Raw genomic sequence first — 16,998 nt, forward strand, 5'->3', positions numbered from 1 at the left:
CCGTGAGCATCTACGTCGTCCTGTCCCGCAGCAGCACCGTCCTGTCGCGGACGATCCGCCTCGCGACGCGGGACGAGTACACGCACGCGGCCCTGGCCCTCGACGCCGACCTCGAGCTCATGTTCAGCTTCGGGCGTCGCCGCGCGTCCAACCCGTTCGTCGGCTGCTTCAAGCGCGAGCGGCTCGACGACGACCTGTACCGGGGGATGGACCGGCTGCCGGGCGTCGTCCTCGAGGTCCCCGTGACGTCCCGCCAGCGGGACGCCGTGGGCGCTCGCGTCGCGGAGTTCCTCCTCGACAGCCACACCTACGCCTACAACGCCCCCGGCCTCGTGACCGGTCTGCTCGGGCGGGGGTCCGAGGACGACCGGCGGTTCTTCTGCTCCGAGTTCGTCTACCACGTGCTGCGCGACGCGGGGGTGTGCGACCTGGGCGTCCCGCGCTGGAAGGTGCGCCCGCAGACGCTGCTGGACGTGCCCGGCACCGTCGTCTACCGCGGGGACCTCAAGCGCTACCGGTCGTCGGACCTCGCCGCGGCGCCGGTCCCGGCGCTCACGCTCCAGGGCGCGGACGGGCTGTTCGCCACGTCGCGGTCGGGGGTCTCGCTGGCGTTGTGAAGCCGAGCCACGGGCGGACGCCGTCCAGGGCTCGCACAGGGCGTCGTGCGACGCTGGGCCCATGCCGAGCCGAGTCTTCCTGCACGTGGGCGCGCCCAAGTCCGGCACCACCTACCTGCAGTCGCGTCTCCACGCGAACCGCCACGACCTGCGCCGGCACGGGGTGCTGTACCCCAGCGGGCCGCTGGGCGAGCCGAGGGTGCACTACTGGGCCGCGCTGGACGCCACGGGGGCGCGGCACGGCATCGACCCGCGGCGACTGCGCGGCGCGTGGGACCGCCTGGTGGGCCAGGTGCGGCGGGCGCGGGGAGACGTCGTCGTCAGCCACGAGCTGCTGGCGAGGGCGGACCCGGCCCAGGCGGCCCGGGTGCTCGCGGACCTGGCGGCGACCGGCGCCGAGGTCCACGTGGTGCTCACCGTCCGCGACCTGGCGCGCGAGCTCGCGAGCGGATGGCAGGAGACGCTGAAGTTCGGCGCGAGGACGACGCTGCGCGCCTACCTCGACCGGGTCAGGGCGGGGCGGTCCGCGTTCCTGGACTCCGTGGACCCGACCCACGTGCTGACCGTGTGGGCCGCGGACCTCCCTGCCTCGCGGGTCCACGTGGTGACCGCGCCGCCGGCGGGCGGCGCCGGGGACACGCTCTGGCTCCGCTTCCTGGAGGCCGTCGAGGTCGACCCCGCCTGGGCGCCGCGGGACGCCGAGCGGTCGAACGCCTCGGTCGGGGCGCCCGAGGCGCAGGTGCTGCGCGGCCTCAACCGCCGGCTCGGGGACGAGGTGCGGCGCGGCGGTGCCCTCTCGCCGCTCGTCGACGGCGTCGTCGCCGGGGACGCGCTCGCGCCGAGGCGGTCCACCCCCATCGCCCTGGGGCCCGACGACCACCCGTGGGTGGCAGAGCTCAGCGAGACCTGGGTCGCCTGGCTGCGCGACCAGGACGTGACCGTGCACGGCGACCTGGCCGACCTGCTGCCCGTCCCGCCCGGCGACGACTGGACCGACCCCGACACGCCGCGACCGCGCGAGGTGACCGCGGCCGCCCTGGACACGGTCGCGGTGCTGCTCGCGGAGCTGGCCCGGCGCCCGCTGCCGTGGCGGGATCGGGCCCGCCGGGCGCTCGCGCGGCTCCGCCGCTGACGCCGGGCGGGCTGGACAGCGAGTCGAACGTCTGTTCGAATGATGGCGTGAGATGGGATGGTCAGACGGTCGGCGCCGACGACGGTGCCCTGCCCGGGCTCGAACGCTCCGCCCTGGGGCGGCTCGGCCTGGTGCGCACGGTGCGGACGCCGGAGTTCGCCGACGTCACGTTCCACGAGGTGCTCGCGAAGAGCGCGCTGTCCAAGGTGCCCGCCGCATCGAAGATGCCGTTCGGGTGGACCGTCAACCCGTACCGGGGATGCAGTCATGCGTGCCGCTACTGCACCAGCCCGGAGACCCTGGTTCTGATGGCCGACGGGAGGCAGAAGCCGATTCGCGACATCCGGGTGGGGGAGCAGATCGTCGGGACGGTCGTCGACGGCCGATATCGGAGGTATGAGGCGACGGCGGTCCTCGCCTGGTGGCGGACCATCCGTCGGGCGTACCGCGTGACCCTGGCCGACGGGACGGAGATCGTGGCCAGCGGTGACCACCGGTTCCTGGTCAGCGGGCGCGGCTGGAAACATGTGGCGCGGCAGGAGCGCGGCTACCCGCAGCGTCCGTTCCTGACGCTGAACAACACGCTCATGGGGTTCGGCAACGGGAGGGCCGCCGCCGAGCCGACGGTTGCTGGACCCTCGAAGGAGTACCGGCGCGGCTATCTCACGGGCATGATCCGCGGTGACGGCATGCGCCTCGACAAGACGTACACAAGGGCTTCCGGGCGGCCGGTGCGCGTCACCCATGTCCGTCTGGCGTCGGCCGACGCGGAAGCTCTGGAGCGCTCGGCCGACTACCTCACGCAGGAAGGCGTCGCGCTCAAGCGTCGCCCGTTCAGCGCCGCGTCCGCGACCCGTCGGGCGATCGACTGCATATACACCGGTCGCCGTGCGGACTACGAGAAGATCAACCGGTTGGTGGCCTGGCCCGGTGACCCGACCGAAGAGTGGTCGAGGGGGTTCCTGGCGGGCATCTTCGATGCGGAAGGATCGTGTTCGCGGGGCATCCTCCGCGTCTCGAACAAGGACGAGGAGATCCTCTCCAGGACGAGCGCATCCATGGATCGGCTCGGTGTGCCGAACGTCCGAGAGCGCTCCAACCCTCGCGGCGTCGGGGGCGTGCGGGTCGTGGGTGGGCTTCCCTCCCGGCAACGCTTCTTCCGTCTCGTGCGCCCGGCGATCACCCGGAAGCTCTCCGTGCTCGGTGGGGCCGTCAAGACAGCCGCCGACCTGCGCGTCGTGAGCATCGAGGACCTGGGTTACGAGCAGGAGATGATCGACATCACCACCGGCACCGGCGACTTCATCGCGAACGGGGTCGTCTCGCACAACTGCTTCGCCCGCCCCACCCACGAGTACCTCGACCTGGACGCCGGCCGGGACTTCGACTCCCAGGTCGTGGTGAAGACGAACGTGGCCGAGGTGCTGCGCGCCGAGCTGGCGCGGCCGGCCTGGACGCGGGAGCCGGTGGCGATGGGCACCAACACCGACCCGTACCAGCGGGCCGAGGGGCGGTACCGCCTCATGCCCGGCGTCATCGGGGCGCTCGCTGACTCCGGCACGCCGTTCTCGATCCTCACCAAGGGCACGCTCCTGCGTCGGGACCTGCCGCTGATCGCCGAGGCGGCGCAGCGCGTGGAGGTCGGGCTCGGGGTCTCCCTCGGCTTCGCCGACTCGCCCGCCGACGAGGAGCTGCAGCAGTCGGTCGAGCCGGGGACACCGACACCCCGGGCGCGCCTCGACCTGATCCGCGCGGTGCGGGCCACGGGCCTGCCCTGCGGCGTCATGGTGGCCCCGGTGCTGCCCTGGCTGACCGACTCCCGCGACCACCTGCGCCGCCTGCTGGACGCCGTCGCGGACGCCGGTGCCACGGGAGTCACCGTGGTGCCGCTGCACCTCAAGCCCGGCACCCGCGAGTGGTACCTGCAGTGGCTGGAGCGCGAGCACCCACGCGCCGTCGCCGGCTACGGGCGCGTGTACGCCCGCGGCACCTACGCGCTCGAGGCCTACCGGCAGTGGCTGTGGGACCGGGTCGAGCCGCTCCTCACCGAGCGCGGCTTCCGCTCGTCCGGGCACCGCTCGCGGTCGGGCGCCACGGGGCGGTTCCCGGACGACCTCACGCCGCACGACGAGGGTGACTACCCGTCCGGGGCGCTCGCGGGGATGCCTCGCGACGGCGGCGGGCTCCAGGTGGCCGGCGCGGACGTCGAGCAGGTGCTCTTCTGAGGCACAGGCGGGCTCAGCGCAGGAACGAGAACCACAGCACGAACAGGCACAGCAGGAACATGCCCGTGGCGTTGACGAAGAAGTTGCGGCCGAAGTCCCGCGCCCGGACGTGGAACGTCAGGGCGAGCACGAAGTACACGACCAGGCAGACGGCGGTCACGAGCCCGAGGTAGGGGATCCAGATCCCGGCGACGAGCCCGGCCGCGGCGGCGGCCTTGATCCACGGCATCACCCACCACCAGCGCTCCGGGAAGTTCACGTCCCGGAAGCACTGCGCGATGAACGCCGCGGGTCTCACGCACAGGAGCGCGTCGCCCGCGGAGACGAGCGCGAGAACGAGCACGGGCCAGACGGGGTCGGGCAACGTCGCCATGGGGTCGACGTTACGGCCCGCCGGGCAGGCCGTGCCGTGGGTGTGACCAGGCTCTCAGGCGCCCTCGACCAGCCGGGCGGGGAACCCGCCGGTGGCGACGGGGCCCCACCGCTCGATCGTGATCCGCACGACGCTCTTGCCCTGGCGCAGCATCGCCTCCCGGTACTCCTCCCAGTCGGGGTGCTCCTTGCCCGCGGCGGCGCGGTAGTACTCGACCAGCGGCTCCACCGAGTCGGGCACGTCGATGACCTCGGCCGTGCCGTCCACCTGCACCCAGGCGTCGTCGAAGTCGTCGCCGAGGGCCAGGAACGACGCCCGCGGGTCCCGCCGCAGGTTCACGGCCTTCGCGCGGTCCGGGTACGTCGAGACCACCACCCGGCCGGCCGTGTCGACGCCGAACGTCACCGGGCTCAGCTGCGGCGAGCCGTCCCGCCGGGTGGTGACGAGCACGCCGTGCCGACGCTCCCGCAGCACCTCCAGCAGCCCGTCGCGGTCGACGGCGGTCGTGGTGGCGATCCGTGGCGCCATGGGAATCTCCTCGCAGAAGGGGGCCGGCCAACGACTAGACTCGCACGGGCGCGCCAGCGCGCCCGGACGTCGCCACCGGCGACACGGTCCCCCCACCCTGTTCGAAAGGAACACTCCGTGCTCCGCACCCACACGGCCGGCTCACTGCGGGCCGAGCACATCGGTCAGACCGTCACCCTCACGGGGTGGGTCGATCGGCGCCGGGATCACGGGGGAGTGGCCTTCATCGACCTGCGCGACGCGTCCGGCATCGCCCAGGTCGTCATCCGCGACGAGGCGGTGGCGCACCCGCTCCGCTCCGAGTTCGTCCTCCAGGTCACGGGCGAGGTCGGTCGCCGCCCCGAGGGGAACGCCAACCCGAACCTCGCCACCGGCGAGATCGAGCTCCTGGCCAAGGACGTCGTCGTGCTGAACGAGTCCGCGCCGCTGCCGTTCCAGGTGTCGACGGCGCTCGCGGACACCGAGGTGATCGGCGAGGAGGCGCGCCTCAAGCACCGCTACCTCGACATCCGCCGCCCCGCGCCGGCACACGCCCTGCGGCTGCGCGCCAAGGCGAACCAGGCGGCCCGCCGCGTGCTCGACGAGCACGACTTCGTCGAGGTCGAGACGCCCACGCTGACCCGCTCGACGCCCGAGGGCGCGCGCGACTTCCTGGTGCCCGCGCGCCTGGCGCCCGGCTCCTGGTACGCGCTGCCGCAGAGCCCCCAGCTGTTCAAGCAGCTGCTCATGGTCGGCGGGCTGGAGCGCTACTACCAGATCGCACGCTGCTACCGCGACGAGGACTTCCGCGCCGACCGCCAGCCGGAGTTCACGCAGCTGGACGTCGAGCTGAGCTTCGTCGACCAGGACGACGTCATCGCGCTCGCCGAGCAGGTCCTCGCCGCCCTGTGGAAGCTGATCGACGTCGAGATCCCCACGCCGATCGCCCGTATGACCTACGCCGAGGCCATGCGCCTGTACGGCACGGACAAGCCTGACCTGCGCTTCGGCAACCCGCTGGTCGAGCTGACGGACTACTTCGCCGAGACCCCGTTCCGGGTCTTCCAGGCCGAGTACGTGGGTGCCGTCGTCATGACCGGGGGCGCGTCGCAGCCGCGCCGCCAGTTCGACGCCTGGCAGGAGTGGGCCAAGCAGCGCGGGGCCAAGGGCCTCGCGTATGTCACCTACGGCGAGGACGGCACGCTGGGCGGCCCGGTCGCCAAGAACCTGTCCGACGCCGAGCGCGACGGCCTCGCCGCCGCCACCGGCGCGCAGCCGGGCGACGCCGTGTTCTTCGCGGCGGGCAAGACCGCCGAGGCCCGCGCGCTGCTCGGCGCGGCCCGGCTCGAGATCGCGCACCGCACCGGCCAGGTCGACGAGGACGCCTGGGCGTTCGTCTGGGTCGTGGACGCGCCGCTGTTCAAGCCGACCGGCGAGGACGACGACGTCGACCTGGGCCACTCCGCCTGGACCGCCGTGCACCACGCGTTCACGTCGCCCAAGCCGGAGTGGGTCGACAGCTTCGAGTCCGACCCGGGCAACGCGCTCGCCTACGCCTACGACATCGTCTGCAACGGCAACGAGATCGGCGGCGGCTCGATCCGAATCCACCGCCGCGACGTGCAAGAGCGCGTGTTCGACGTCATGGGCATCGGCCCCGAGGAGGCGCAGGAGAAGTTCGGCTTCCTCCTCGACGCCTTCAAGTTCGGCGCCCCGCCGCACGGCGGCATCGCGTTCGGCTGGGACCGCATCGTCGCGCTGCTGACGAGGTCGGCGTCGATCCGCGACGTCATCGCGTTCCCGAAGTCGGGCGGCGGCTACGACCCGCTCACCGAGGCCCCCGCCCCGATCACGCCCGAGCAGCGCAAGGAGGCCGGGGTGGACGCCGTCCCCCAGGCCGACGGGGAGTGACGCTCTCCCTCGACGCGCCGTCGCTCGCCCCGGTCACCCAGGTGGCCGGGGCGAGCGTGCCTCCCCGTTGGGCGCACCACCCCGTCGTGGTCGCCGAGGCCGCCCACGGCGGGTGGGACGCCAGCCACGTCTGGCACGACGACGACGCGTTCCTCGTGCGGCTGCGCTGGCGCGAGCGGATCGACGGGGGGCGCCCGCTGGCCGTCGACCACGACGCGGCCGGGGTCAGCCTGCTGGCCGTGGGCGGCGCCGAGGGCGCGGCACGTCTGCTCCTCGCCGCGGAGGCGGAGCTTCGCCCTGGCGGGCTGGGGCCGGTCGTGCGGGCGTCCATGCCGCGCGGCACCTACGCCGCGGTGTCGGCGGCCGGCGCGTGCGGCGGCGCCGTCGTCCCCGCGCCGTTCGACCGTGCGCCGTTCGACGCGTGGGACTGGTACGCCGTCACGGGACCGCCCGCCGTCGTCGCGGGCGAGGAGCGGGTCGTCGAGCTGCTGGGCGACGCCGGACGTGCCGAGGCGGCCGCCTGCCTCGCGGTCGCGAACCCGGACGGCGAGCTGCCCGTGGGCGAGCCGCGGTCCCGCTGGTGGGGCTGGCGGGACGACGACGGCGTCGTGCGCGCCGTGGCAGGCGCGTCGCGCCGCGTGCCGGGGCGGCCGTGGACCCTGGGGTCGATCGGGACGGACCCGGCGTGGCGGGGCCGGGGGATCGGGGCGGCCGTGACGGCCTCGGCGACCCGCGCCGGGGTCTCCGAGGCGTCGATGGTCACGCTGGGCGTGTACGCCCACAACGTCGCCGCCCGCAACATGTACCGGCGGCTGGGGTACGTCCTGGGTCAGGAGTTCGAGAGCTCACGCCCCTGACGTCGCCGCCGGCACCCGGGCGTCGGCGAGGTAGCCGTCGGGGCGCACGAGCAGCGTCGCGTCGCGGCCGTCCGCGCGCCGCACCACCACCCGCTCGGCGGCGTCGACCTCACCGGGTCCCGGCGGGACCGTCGCCGGGGAGCCCTCCGCGGGCCCGACGAGCACGAAGCGCCCCTCGCGCAGGGCCTCGGCCAGGCGCGACCCCGAGGGGCCCGCGACCAGCGGCAGGTCGGGCACGCGGCGCCCGGCGGCATGGTGCGCCCCGGGCGGGGCCGGGTAGCGCACGCCGAGCGCCGACACCACGCCCGCGGCGCGGCGGCGCACGGGCGCCGCGCGGGACAGGAGCGTGGCGCCCGCCGCGCGCGCCGCGGCTGCGGCCGGTCCCGGGCGGGTGGCGAGCCGCAGCAGGGTCCCGCTCGCGCGCAGCACCTGGGCGCCCACCGGGTGCCGCTCGGCCGAGTACCCGTCCAGCAGCGCGTCGTCGGCGCCACGCACCACGGCGGCGAGGCGCCACGACAGGTTCGCGGCGTCCTGCAGCCCCGTGTTCATGCCGAGCCCGCCCGCCGGGCTGTGCACGTGCGCGGCGTCGCCCGCGAGCAGCACGCGCCCGACCCGGTACCGCGGCACCTGGCGCTCGTCGGCGGCGAACCGGGTGGCGAACCGCAGCTCCGCCATGCCGTGGTCGTCGCCGAGCGTCGCCCGCGCGACGGCGCGCACCTCGTCGAGATCCACGGGCCCCTCGTGGCCGGGGTCGAGCGCCTCGTCCCAGCCGATGAACCGGTACCAGTCGTCGCCGAACGGCGCGAGGAAGCCGAGCGAACCCCCGGACGACGCCACGGTGAGCGCGTCCTGCGGGGGCCGGGCGAGGCGGACGTCGGCCAGCACCATCGCGCGGATCACCGTCTCCCCGGGGAACGGCAGGCCCGCCGCCCGCCGCACCGTCGAGCGCACGCCGTCCGTACCGACCACCCACGGCGCGCGGAACCGGACCGGGGCGCCCGCAGCCGCGTCGCCTCCCTCGTGGCCGGCCCCGTCGCCGGTCTCGTCGGCCGCCAGCACGGAGGCGCCGCCGTCGTCCTGGCCCACGTCGGTGACGCGCATCCCGTGCCGGAACACGGCGCCCGCCTCCTCCGCACGCCGGCGCAGCAGCCGCTCCACCTCGTACTGCGGCGTGACGAGCACGAAGGGGAACCGGCCGGGCAGCGTGTCGAGGCGCACGTCGGCCCGCCCGAACACGCGGATGCTCCGCACCCGCCGGCCGGTGGCGAGCAGCTCGTCCGCCAGCCCGCGCGCGTCGAGCGCCTCGAGGCTGCGCGCGTGCACCGCGAACGCGCGGGTGAGGTTGCTCAGGCCCGCAGGCCGCTTCTCGAGGACGGTCACGCGCGCCCCTGCCGCGGCGAGGTCGCCGGCGAGGAGCAGCCCGGTGGGCCCGGCCCCGACCATCATCACGTCCGCCACCGGGTCCGATGTCGTCCTGTTGCGCGCGCTCATGATCCCTCCCGACGTCAACAAGCGTTGGCATGTTCGACGGTAGGCCTGTCGGCCCGCAAGGTCAACAGGTGTTGGCATATGCTCTCGGCATGGAAGTCACCCCCGCACCCCGGCGCTCGGACGCCACCCGCGCCGCGATCCTCGAGGCCGCGCGGGACCGGTTCGCCCAGGACGGCTACGACGGCGCGACGGTGCGGGCCATCGCCGGGCAGGCGGGCATCGACCCCTCGATGGTCATCCGCTACTTCGGCTCCAAGGAGGGCCTCTTCGCGCGGGTGGTGGACGTGGCCCTCGACATCCCCGACCCCGCGCGGATCCCCGCCGAGGACCTCGGCCGCGTGCTGGTCACGCACTTCCTGGAGCTGTGGGAGCGCGACGGCGTGCTCGTCACGCTGCTGCGCGTCGGCGTCACGAACCCGGCGGGCGCCCAGCGCCTGCGCGGCGTCTTCCGCGACCAGCTCGTGCCCGCCGCGGAGCGCTTCGGCCACGACCCCGCCGACGCGCCCCGCCGCGCGACGCTGGTCGCGTCGCAGATCCTCGGGATGGCGCTGCTGCGGTACGTGCTGAAGTTCGGTCCCGCGGCCGAGATGTCCCGCGCGGACGTCGTCGCCTGGCTCGCGCCGACCGTCGAGCGCTACATCACATCCCCCGAGCCGTGACGCGGGCCCGGGGCGTGGGTGGCGCTCCGTAGGCTGGGCCGCATGGACCTGTTCGACGCCGCGCTCACCGGCACCCGCGGCACGCCGGCGACCGGCCGCAGCGGCCCGAGCGCCCCCCTGGCCGTGCGCATGCGGCCGGCTGCCCTCGACGAGGTCGCGGGCCAGGCGCACCTGCTCGTGCCGGGATCGCCGCTGCGCCGCCTGGTGGAGCCGGACGACGAGTCCGCGCGCCGTGCCGCCCCGGGGTCCGTGATCCTGTGGGGGCCGCCCGGCGTGGGCAAGACCACGCTGGCGTACCTCGTCGCGACGGTGTCCGGGCGGCGGTTCGTCGAGCTCTCCGCGGTCACCGCCGGCGTGAAGGAGGTGCGCCAGGTCGTCGAGGACGCCCGGCGGCGTCTCGCCACCGGCGGCGAGGAGACCGTCCTCTTCATCGACGAGGTGCACCGCTTCTCCAAGACGCAGCAGGACGCGCTGCTGCCCAGCGTCGAGAACCGCTGGGTGACGCTGGTGGCCGCCACCACGGAGAACCCGTCGTTCTCGGTCAACTCCCCGCTGCTGAGCCGGTCCCTGCTCCTCACGCTCAAGCCCCTCACCGGCGACGACGTCCGCGCCCTCGTGCGCCGCGCCGTCGCGGACGAGCGCGGCCTGGACGGCGCCGTCGAGCTGACGGACGAGGCCGAGGACCAGCTCGTGCGCATGGCGGGCGGGGACGCGCGCAAGGCCCTGACCATCCTGGAGGCCGCCGCCGGCGCGGCCCTCGCGGACGCGGTCCCCGGCCGCACGCCCGGGGACCCGGTCGCCGTGGACCTCGACACGGTCGAGCGCGCCGTCGACGTCGCCGCCGTGCGGTACGACCGCGACGGCGACCAGCACTACGACGTCGTCTCGGCGTTCATCAAGTCGATCCGGGGCTCGGACGTGGACGCCGCCCTGCACTACCTGGCCCGGATGGTGGCCGCGGGCGAGGACCCGCGCTTCATCGCGCGGCGTCTCGTGATCTCCGCGGCGGAGGACGTCGGCATGGCCGACCCGTCCGCCCTGCAGACCGCGGTGGCGGCGGCGCAGGCCGTCCAGCTCATCGGGATGCCCGAGGGGCGGATCGTCCTCGCGGAGGCGGTCGTGCACCTGGCGACCGCGCCGAAGTCCAACCGGGCGTACCAGGGGATCGACGCGGCGCTCGCGGACGTGCGGGCGGGGAAGGTGGGCGTCGTGCCGCCGCACCTGCGTGACGCGCACTACGCGGGCGCCGAGGGGCTCGGGCACGGCAAGGGATACCGGTACGCGCACGACGCGCCGCACGCGATCGCGGCGCAGCAGTACCTCCCCGACGAGCTCGCGGGGCGGCGGTACTACGACCCGAGCGACCGCGGGTTCGAGAAGCAGGTCACCGACCGGGTGGCGCGGATCCGGCAGATCCTGGACGACGCCTGACGCGCCTACCGGCCGGCGACCGTGCGTCAGGCGGCCTCGAGCTCGATGAGGGTGCCCGCCATCGTCCGGTAGACCTCGTCCCAGGCGGCCGCCACCTCCGGCGTCACCGCGTCCCCCAGCACCGCGACGATGGCGGCGAACAGGTGCTGGTGGACCACCTCGTACTGGGCCGGCTCCACGCCGACCGCGCGGTGCCGCTGGGCGACCGGGGCGAGCACGTCGCGGGGGTCGGCGTCCTCGTCGGCGACGAGCATCGCCGCGCACGAGGTGATCGCGGCCGCGAGCGCGCGCTGCTGGCTGCCGTCGGTGATGCGTTCGGGGGAGAACATCGACCCGAGCAGGCCGGGGTGCTCGTCCAGGAGGGTGCGGTAGAAGATCGTGGTGATGTCGTCGATCGAGTCCTCGACCACGGGCAGGGTGGAGCGGACCACCTCGGCGGAGCGGGGCGAGAGGGTGACGGGGGAGGGCATCGGGGCGACTCCTTCGGGCGACCGACCGGCGCCGTGCCGGCGGTGCACAGTCAAGCGCCCGGGCGACGCCGGCGACAAGACCTTGCCGGAGGAGGCATGGGTGGAGCCCGACGGGCCGGGGCGCCCCGCGGGATGCGGTAAGATGCTGCGGTTGCCGTTTCCGGCGACCACCTGGGACCTCGGCCCCGTGAGCACCCGCCCCGCGCAGGAGCTCCATCGGCTGGTCCCGCACCCGAGACCTCCCCTCCACGGGGCGGACGTCGGGTGTGACCTCATCCATCACCACAGGACAGGAAGCAACCAGTGACCGCTGTCACCAAGTCGCGCCGCCAGGTCCGCCTGAGCCGCAAGCTCGGCCTCGCGCTGACCCCGAAGGCCGTCCGCCACTTCGAGAAGCGCCCGTACCCCCCGGGTGAGCACGGCCGCGCCCGCCGCCGCACCGAGTCGGACTACGCGGTCCGCCTCCGCGAGAAGCAGCGTCTGCGCGCGCAGTACGCGCTCCGCGAGAAGCAGCTCCTCAAGGTGTACGAGAACGCCCGCAAGCACCCGGGCCTGACCGGTGAGGTCATGGTCGAGGACCTCGAGACGCGTCTCGACGCGCTCGTGCTGCGCGCCGGCTTCGGCCGCACCATCCTGCAGGCCCGCCAGGCCGTGACGCACCGTCACATCCTGGTGGACGGCAAGATCGTCGACCGTCCGTCGTTCCGCGTGAAGCCGGGCCAGACCATCCAGGTCAAGCCGAAGTCGCAGACGACCACGCCGTTCCAGGTCGCCGCCGCCGGTGCGCACCGCGACGTGCTGCCGGCCGTCCCGGGCTACCTCGACGTGAACCTCGAGAAGCTGTCGGCCACGCTGACCCGCAAGCCGAAGCGCGCCGAGGTCCCCGTGACCTGCGAGGTGCAGCTCGTGGTCGAGTTCTACGCGCGCTGATCCTGCGCATCGCCGCGGACGAGTCCGCAGCACCTCGGACGCCCCGTCACCCGCCTCGCGGGGGGCGGGGCGTCCGCCGTTCGTGGCCGGTCACCCGGGATAGGGTGACGACCGACCGTCTGACGCCTGTGCGAGGAGAGATCTGATGTCGATGGGTGACGTGGCCGGGCTCATCGCGGCCGTCGCGTTCGTGCTGCTCGTGGGCCTGCTCGCGATCCCGCTCGTGAAGCTGGGGCGCGTGCTCGACGAGGCGACGCGCTCCATCCGCGAGGTCACGGAGCACTCGGTGCCGATCCTCGACGAGGCCGCCACCACGGTGGCCTCCACCAACGACCAGCTGGTCAAGGTGGACACGATCACGACCTCGGCTGCCCAGGTCAGCGAGAACGTGTCGGCGCTGGCCGGCCTGTACGCCTCGACGCTCGGCCGCCCGCTGGTCAAGGTCGCGGCGTTCTCCTACGGCGTGCGCCAGGCGTTCGCCCGGGCCTCGCGCTCGGGCCGCGGCGACGACGCGAAGGCCGGCCGCTGATGCGCCGGTTGTTCTGGGTCGGCGTGGGCGTCGTGGTGACGGTCGTCGTCGTCCAGCGTGGCCGCAAGATCGTGGCGCAGTACGCGCCCGAGGCGGTGGTCGACCGCGCGGAGCGTGCGGCGCAGGACGCCGGACGCCGGGCGGAGACCTTCGTCGCCACGTTCCGGCGGGAGTTCACCCAGGCTCGCAGCGCCCGGGAAGCCGAGCTCACCGCCGCGCTGCTCGCCGAGGGGCAGCCGGACCCGGACGACGTCCGCGCGAGCGGGCTGCGCGCCGCCGACCTGCGCGGAGGGCCCGGACGAGCCCGGCACGCGGCATCCGCTCCCGACGGACGGCCCGACACCGAGGCCGAGATCGCCGCCGACGAGGCGGACCTCGGCTACTCGTTCTGATCCCCGCTCCGCGAAATCCCGTTCCGACCATCCCCCGGCGGGCGCGAGAATAGGGGTCGGCCGCCCCCGGCGGGCGGCCACCCGCTCGTCACACCCGTCACCAGCCGTACCGGTCTGACGTCAGCCTCGACATCGGCCTCGACATCATTTGAAGGACACCATGCGCACCGCCGAGATCCGCAAGCGTTGGCTCGACTACTTCGAGTCGAAGGACCACGCGATCGTGCCCAGCGCACCCCTGGTCTCGCCGGACCCGTCGATCCTGTTCACGATCGCGGGCATGGTGCCCTTCATCCCGTACATCCTCGGTACGGAGCCGGCGCCGTGGCCGCGGGTCGCGAGCGTGCAGAAGTGCATCCGCACCAACGACATCGAGAACGTGGGCCGCACCACGCGGCACGGCACGTTCTTCCAGATGAACGGCAACTTCTCGTTCGGGGACTACTTCAAGCGCGAGGCGATCGACTTCGCGTGGGAGCTCCTCACGACCGACCAGGGCCAGGGCGGCTACGGCCTCGACGGCGACCGCCTCTGGGTGACCATCTGGGAGGAGGACGCCGAGGCCTTCGACGCGCTCACGAAGGGCGTCGGGCTCGACCCGAAGCACGTGGTGCGCCTGCCCCGCGAGGAGAACTTCTGGGACACGGGCCAGCCCGGCCCGGCGGGCCCCTGCGCCGAGTGGCACTACGACCGCGGCCCCGCGTACGGCCCCGACGCCGTGGGCGGCACGGTCGACCCGGGCGGCGACCGCTACCTGGAGATCTGGAACCTCGTCTTCGACCAGTTCGTGCGCGGCGAGGGCCAGGGCAAGAACTACCCGCTGCTGGGCGAGCTCGAGCACAAGAGCATCGACACCGGCGCGGGCCTGGAGCGCATCGCCTACCTGCTGCAGGGCAAGGAGAACCTCTACGAGATCGACGAGGTGTACCCCGTCATCGCGCGTGTCGAGGAGCTGACGGGCAAGCGCTACGGCGCCGACCCCGAGGACGACGTGCGGATGCGCGTGATCGCCGACCACGTCCGCTCGTCGCTCATGGTGATCGGGGACGGCGTGCGCCCGTCGAACGAGGGCCGCGGCTACGTGCTGCGCCGCCTCGTCCGTCGCGCCGTGCGCGCCGTGCGCCTCCTCGGCGTCGACGAGGTCGCGCTCCCCTCGCTGCTGCCCGTGTCCAAGGACGCGATGAAGGCGTCCTACCCGGAGGTGGAGGCCGACTTCGCCCGCATCAGCGACGTCGCGTACGCGGAGGAGGACGCCTTCCGCCGCACGCTCGCGCAGGGCACGTCCATCCTGGACACGGCCGTGGGTCGCGCGAAGTCGCGGGCCTCGGACGGAGCGGACGGCGGCACCCCGGTGCTCGGTGGCGCCGAGGCGTTCCAGCTCCACGACACGTACGGCTTCCCGATCGACCTCACGCTCGAGATGGCGGCCGAGCAGGGCGTCCAGGTGGACGAGAAGGCGTTCCGCGACCTCATGGCGGAGCAGAAGCAGCGCGCCCGCGCCGACGCGCTCGCGAAGAAGACGGGCCACGCCGACCTCCGCTCGTACGAGCACCTGAACAAGGAGCTGTCCGCGCCGGTCGAGTTCCTCGGGTACACCGACACGGAGTCCGCGGTGACGGTGGCCGGTCTGCTCGTCGACGGGGTGCCCGCCCCCGCGGCGACCGCGCCCGCCGACGTCGAGGTCGTCCTCGACCGCACGCCCTTCTACGCGGAGGCCGGCGGCCAGCTCGCCGACCAGGGCACGATCGTGCTCGACGGCGGCGCGACCATCGAGGTCGACGACGTGCAGCGCCCGGTGAAGGGCCTGTCCGTGCACCGCGGCCGTCTGGTCGAGGGCACGGTGGCGCTGGGCGACCCCGGCACCGCGACGATCGACGTCGCGCGTCGCGTCGCGATCAGCCGCGCCCACTCGGCCACGCACATGATCCACAAGGCGCTGCACGAGATGGTCGGGCCGGACCGCACCCAGGCAGGTTCGGAGAACGCCCCGAGCCGCGTGCGCTTCGACTTCCGGTCGCCGACGCCGGTGGCGGCGGACGCCCTCGGCGAGATCGAGGAGCGGGTCAACGGCCGCCTCACCGAGAACCTCGAGGTGACGGACGCAACGATGCCGATCGCCCGCGCCCGCGAGCTGGGTGCCATGGCGCTGTTCGGCGAGAAGTACGGCGACACCGTGCGCGTCGTCTCGATCGGCGGCGACTGGTCGCGTGAGCTGTGCGGCGGCACGCACGTCAAGGCCACCGGGGAGGTGGGTCGCGTCGCGCTGCTCGGCGAGGCCTCGATCGGCTCCGGCGTGCGTCGCGTGGACGCTCTCGTGGGCGACGGCGCGTACGGCTTCCAGGCCAAGGAGCACGCCCTGGTGGGCCAGCTCACCGGCCTCCTGGGCGCGCGCCCGGACGAGCTGGCCGACCGCGTGGGCTCGCTGCTCACGCGCCTGAAGGACACCGAGAAGGAGCTGGCGGGCCTGCGCCAGGACCGCATCCTCGCCGCGGCGGGCACGCTCGCCGCGCAGGCGGAGCGCGTCGGCGACGTGCGGGTGGTGGCGCACGACGCCGGCGAGGTGGCCTCGGCCGACGACCTGCGCGCCCTCGTGCTCGACGTGCGCGGGCGCCTGGGCGACGCGGAGGCCGTGCTCGTCGCCGTCGGCGGCGTCGCGGGCGGACGTCCCCTGGTGGTCGTCGGCACGAACGCCGGGGCGCGCGACGCGGGCCTGCGGGCCGGCGACTTCGTCAAGGTGGCCGCGAAGGCGCTGGGCGGCGGGGGCGGCGGCAAGCCGGACCTGGCCCAGGGCGGCGGCACCGACGCGTCGGCGCTGCCGGCCGCGCTGGCCGGCGTGTCCGAGGGCGTGCGCGCGGCCCAGGCGGGCGCGTGACGGGACCGTCGCCGGAGCCGGACGCGCCCCGCGGGCTGCCGCGGGGCGCGCGCCTCGGGGTGGACGTCGGCAAGGCGCGCATCGGGCTGGCGGGCAGCGACCCCGACGGCCTCGTCGCGACGCCGGTCGAGACCGTGCCTCGCGTGCTGGAGGTGCCCGCGGGCGCCGACGGCGCGCCCACGATGACGCCCGACGTCGCGCGGATCGCGACGGAGGCCGAGGAGCGGTTCGCCGCGGTCGTGTACGTCGGGCTGCCGCGGCACCTGTCCGGGGCGGAGGGCGCGGCCACCGCCGACGCGCGCGACTTCGCCTCCCGGCTGGCGGCCGCCGTCGCGCCCGTCGAGGTGCGTCTGGTGGACGAGCGGATGACGACCGTGACGGCGCACGCGCAGCTGCGGTCGGCGGGGCGACGCACCAAGACCCACCGGTCTGTCGTCGACCAGGCCGCAGCCGTTATCATTCTGCAATCTGCACTCGACGTGGAGCGGTCGGCGGGGGAGCGCGCCGGCGAGCTCGTCGAGCTGCGGCGACCGGGCGCCTGACCAGCCCGGACGGCAGAACCCGACCCACCGTGCCCACCCCAGGCCCTGTCAGAAGGAAGA

General features: G+C 74.3%; 16 protein-coding genes. 12 read left to right on the plus strand and 4 right to left on the minus strand.

The annotated features are described in order from the left end of the window. Positions 1–2 precede the first annotated feature (2 nt). The 3 genes from ACH443_RS11120 to ACH443_RS11130 all read left to right on the plus strand — a co-directional run bounded on the left by ACH443_RS11120 (position 3) and on the right by ACH443_RS11130 (position 3,974). Positions 3–617 carry a hypothetical protein gene (locus tag ACH443_RS11120; protein ID WP_429763612.1) on the plus strand — a complete coding sequence of 205 codons (615 nt, stop codon included), beginning with the start codon at positions 3–5 and terminating at the stop codon, positions 615–617. Between the two features lie 61 nt (positions 618–678). Then, positions 679–1,749, plus strand: a complete 1,071-nt coding sequence (locus ACH443_RS11125; protein WP_430590326.1) for a hypothetical protein — start codon at positions 679–681, stop codon at positions 1,747–1,749. Between the two features lie 47 nt (positions 1,750–1,796). Beyond that, positions 1,797–3,974: an intein-containing Rv2578c family radical SAM protein gene (locus tag ACH443_RS11130; RefSeq protein WP_430590327.1), complete on the plus strand. Its 2,178-nt coding sequence runs from the start codon at positions 1,797–1,799 to the stop codon at positions 3,972–3,974. 13 nt (positions 3,975–3,987) lie between these two features. Here the strand turns inward: ACH443_RS11130 and ACH443_RS11135 are convergent, their stop codons facing one another. Then, the gene (locus ACH443_RS11135; RefSeq protein ID WP_430590328.1) at positions 3,988–4,347 is read right to left on the minus strand and encodes a DoxX family protein; all 360 of its coding nucleotides are present in this window, start codon (positions 4,345–4,347) and stop codon (positions 3,988–3,990) included. A 54-nt stretch (positions 4,348–4,401) separates the two neighbouring features. Further along, positions 4,402–4,875 (minus strand): PPOX class F420-dependent oxidoreductase, encoded by a 474-nt coding sequence (locus ACH443_RS11140; protein WP_430590329.1) that lies wholly within the window; start codon positions 4,873–4,875, stop codon positions 4,402–4,404. A gap of 117 nt (positions 4,876–4,992) precedes the next feature. Here ACH443_RS11140 and aspS point away from each other — a divergent pair, with 117 nt between their 5' ends. Both aspS and ACH443_RS11150 read left to right on the plus strand, forming a co-directional pair. After that, positions 4,993–6,765 carry an aspartate--tRNA ligase gene (gene aspS / locus ACH443_RS11145; RefSeq protein ID WP_430590330.1) on the plus strand — a complete coding sequence of 591 codons (1,773 nt, stop codon included), beginning with the start codon at positions 4,993–4,995 and terminating at the stop codon, positions 6,763–6,765. After that, a complete protein-coding gene (locus ACH443_RS11150) occupies positions 6,762–7,622 on the plus strand; it encodes a GNAT family N-acetyltransferase (RefSeq protein WP_429763606.1) in 861 nt (286 codons plus the stop codon). The genes aspS and ACH443_RS11150 overlap by 4 nt, the downstream gene beginning before the upstream one ends. Here ACH443_RS11150 and ACH443_RS11155 read toward each other — a convergent pair. After that, complete coding sequence (locus tag ACH443_RS11155; RefSeq protein WP_430590331.1) at positions 7,611–9,113, minus strand: FAD-dependent monooxygenase; 1,503 nt, start codon at positions 9,111–9,113, stop codon at positions 7,611–7,613. The genes ACH443_RS11150 and ACH443_RS11155 overlap by 12 nt on opposite strands. Before the next feature lie 89 nt (positions 9,114–9,202). On the opposite strand from ACH443_RS11155, the gene ACH443_RS11160 reads away from it, so the two are divergent. Then, positions 9,203–9,772 carry a TetR family transcriptional regulator gene (locus tag ACH443_RS11160; RefSeq protein ID WP_430590332.1) on the plus strand — a complete coding sequence of 190 codons (570 nt, stop codon included), beginning with the start codon at positions 9,203–9,205 and terminating at the stop codon, positions 9,770–9,772. 42 nt (positions 9,773–9,814) lie between these two features. Continuing rightward, the gene (locus ACH443_RS11165) at positions 9,815–11,203 is read left to right on the plus strand and encodes a replication-associated recombination protein A (RefSeq protein WP_429763603.1); all 1,389 of its coding nucleotides are present in this window, start codon (positions 9,815–9,817) and stop codon (positions 11,201–11,203) included. Positions 11,204–11,229: 26 nt separating this feature from the next. Here ACH443_RS11165 and ACH443_RS11170 read toward each other — a convergent pair whose 3' ends face one another. Beyond that, complete coding sequence (locus ACH443_RS11170; protein ID WP_429763602.1) at positions 11,230–11,673, minus strand: globin domain-containing protein; 444 nt, start codon at positions 11,671–11,673, stop codon at positions 11,230–11,232. A gap of 303 nt (positions 11,674–11,976) precedes the next feature. Between ACH443_RS11170 and rpsD the strand changes: the two genes are divergently transcribed. From rpsD to ruvX, 5 genes are all read left to right on the plus strand, one after another. After that, complete coding sequence (gene rpsD / locus ACH443_RS11175) at positions 11,977–12,603, plus strand: 30S ribosomal protein S4 (protein ID WP_429729429.1); 627 nt, start codon at positions 11,977–11,979, stop codon at positions 12,601–12,603. Positions 12,604–12,748: 145 nt separating this feature from the next. Next, positions 12,749–13,132, plus strand: a complete 384-nt coding sequence (locus tag ACH443_RS11180) for a DUF948 domain-containing protein (protein ID WP_429763601.1) — start codon at positions 12,749–12,751, stop codon at positions 13,130–13,132. Then, positions 13,132–13,524, plus strand: coding sequence for a hypothetical protein (locus tag ACH443_RS11185; protein ID WP_429763599.1), 393 nt, complete (start codon positions 13,132–13,134; stop codon positions 13,522–13,524). Before ACH443_RS11180 ends, ACH443_RS11185 begins: the two co-directional genes overlap by 1 nt. A 160-nt stretch (positions 13,525–13,684) precedes the next feature. Continuing rightward, positions 13,685–16,396 carry an alanine--tRNA ligase gene (gene alaS, locus ACH443_RS11190; RefSeq protein WP_430590333.1) on the plus strand — a complete coding sequence of 904 codons (2,712 nt, stop codon included), beginning with the start codon at positions 13,685–13,687 and terminating at the stop codon, positions 16,394–16,396. Beyond that, complete coding sequence (gene ruvX / locus ACH443_RS11195) at positions 16,393–16,938, plus strand: Holliday junction resolvase RuvX (protein WP_429763597.1); 546 nt, start codon at positions 16,393–16,395, stop codon at positions 16,936–16,938. Before alaS ends, ruvX begins: the two co-directional genes overlap by 4 nt. The last annotated feature ends 60 nt before the right edge of the window (positions 16,939–16,998 follow it).

Origin of the sequence: Isoptericola sp. NPDC019571, assembly GCF_044389385.1 — a bacterium.
GTDB classification, from domain to species: Bacteria; Actinomycetota; Actinomycetes; order Actinomycetales; family Cellulomonadaceae; genus Isoptericola; species Isoptericola nanjingensis.

Excerpts from the sequence above, each read along its gene's own strand:
- ACH443_RS11125 (WP_430590326.1), top strand. The coding sequence starts at position 679 with ATGCCGAGCCGAGTCTTCCTGCACGTGGGCGCGCCCAAGTCCGGCACC.
- ACH443_RS11135 (WP_430590328.1), bottom strand. The coding sequence starts at position 4,347 with ATGGCGACGTTGCCCGACCCCGTCTGGCCCGTGCTCGTTCTCGCGCTC.
- ACH443_RS11140 (WP_430590329.1), bottom strand. The coding sequence starts at position 4,875 with ATGGCGCCACGGATCGCCACCACGACCGCCGTCGACCGCGACGGGCTG.
- ACH443_RS11155 (WP_430590331.1), bottom strand. The coding sequence starts at position 9,113 with ATGAGCGCGCGCAACAGGACGACATCGGACCCGGTGGCGGACGTGATG.
- ACH443_RS11160 (WP_430590332.1), top strand. The coding sequence starts at position 9,203 with ATGGAAGTCACCCCCGCACCCCGGCGCTCGGACGCCACCCGCGCCGCG.
- ACH443_RS11165 (WP_429763603.1), top strand. The coding sequence starts at position 9,815 with ATGGACCTGTTCGACGCCGCGCTCACCGGCACCCGCGGCACGCCGGCG.
- ACH443_RS11170 (WP_429763602.1), bottom strand. The coding sequence starts at position 11,673 with ATGCCCTCCCCCGTCACCCTCTCGCCCCGCTCCGCCGAGGTGGTCCGC.
- ACH443_RS11180 (WP_429763601.1), top strand. The coding sequence starts at position 12,749 with ATGTCGATGGGTGACGTGGCCGGGCTCATCGCGGCCGTCGCGTTCGTG.
- ACH443_RS11185 (WP_429763599.1), top strand. The coding sequence starts at position 13,132 with ATGCGCCGGTTGTTCTGGGTCGGCGTGGGCGTCGTGGTGACGGTCGTC.
- alaS (WP_430590333.1), top strand. The coding sequence starts at position 13,685 with ATGCGCACCGCCGAGATCCGCAAGCGTTGGCTCGACTACTTCGAGTCG.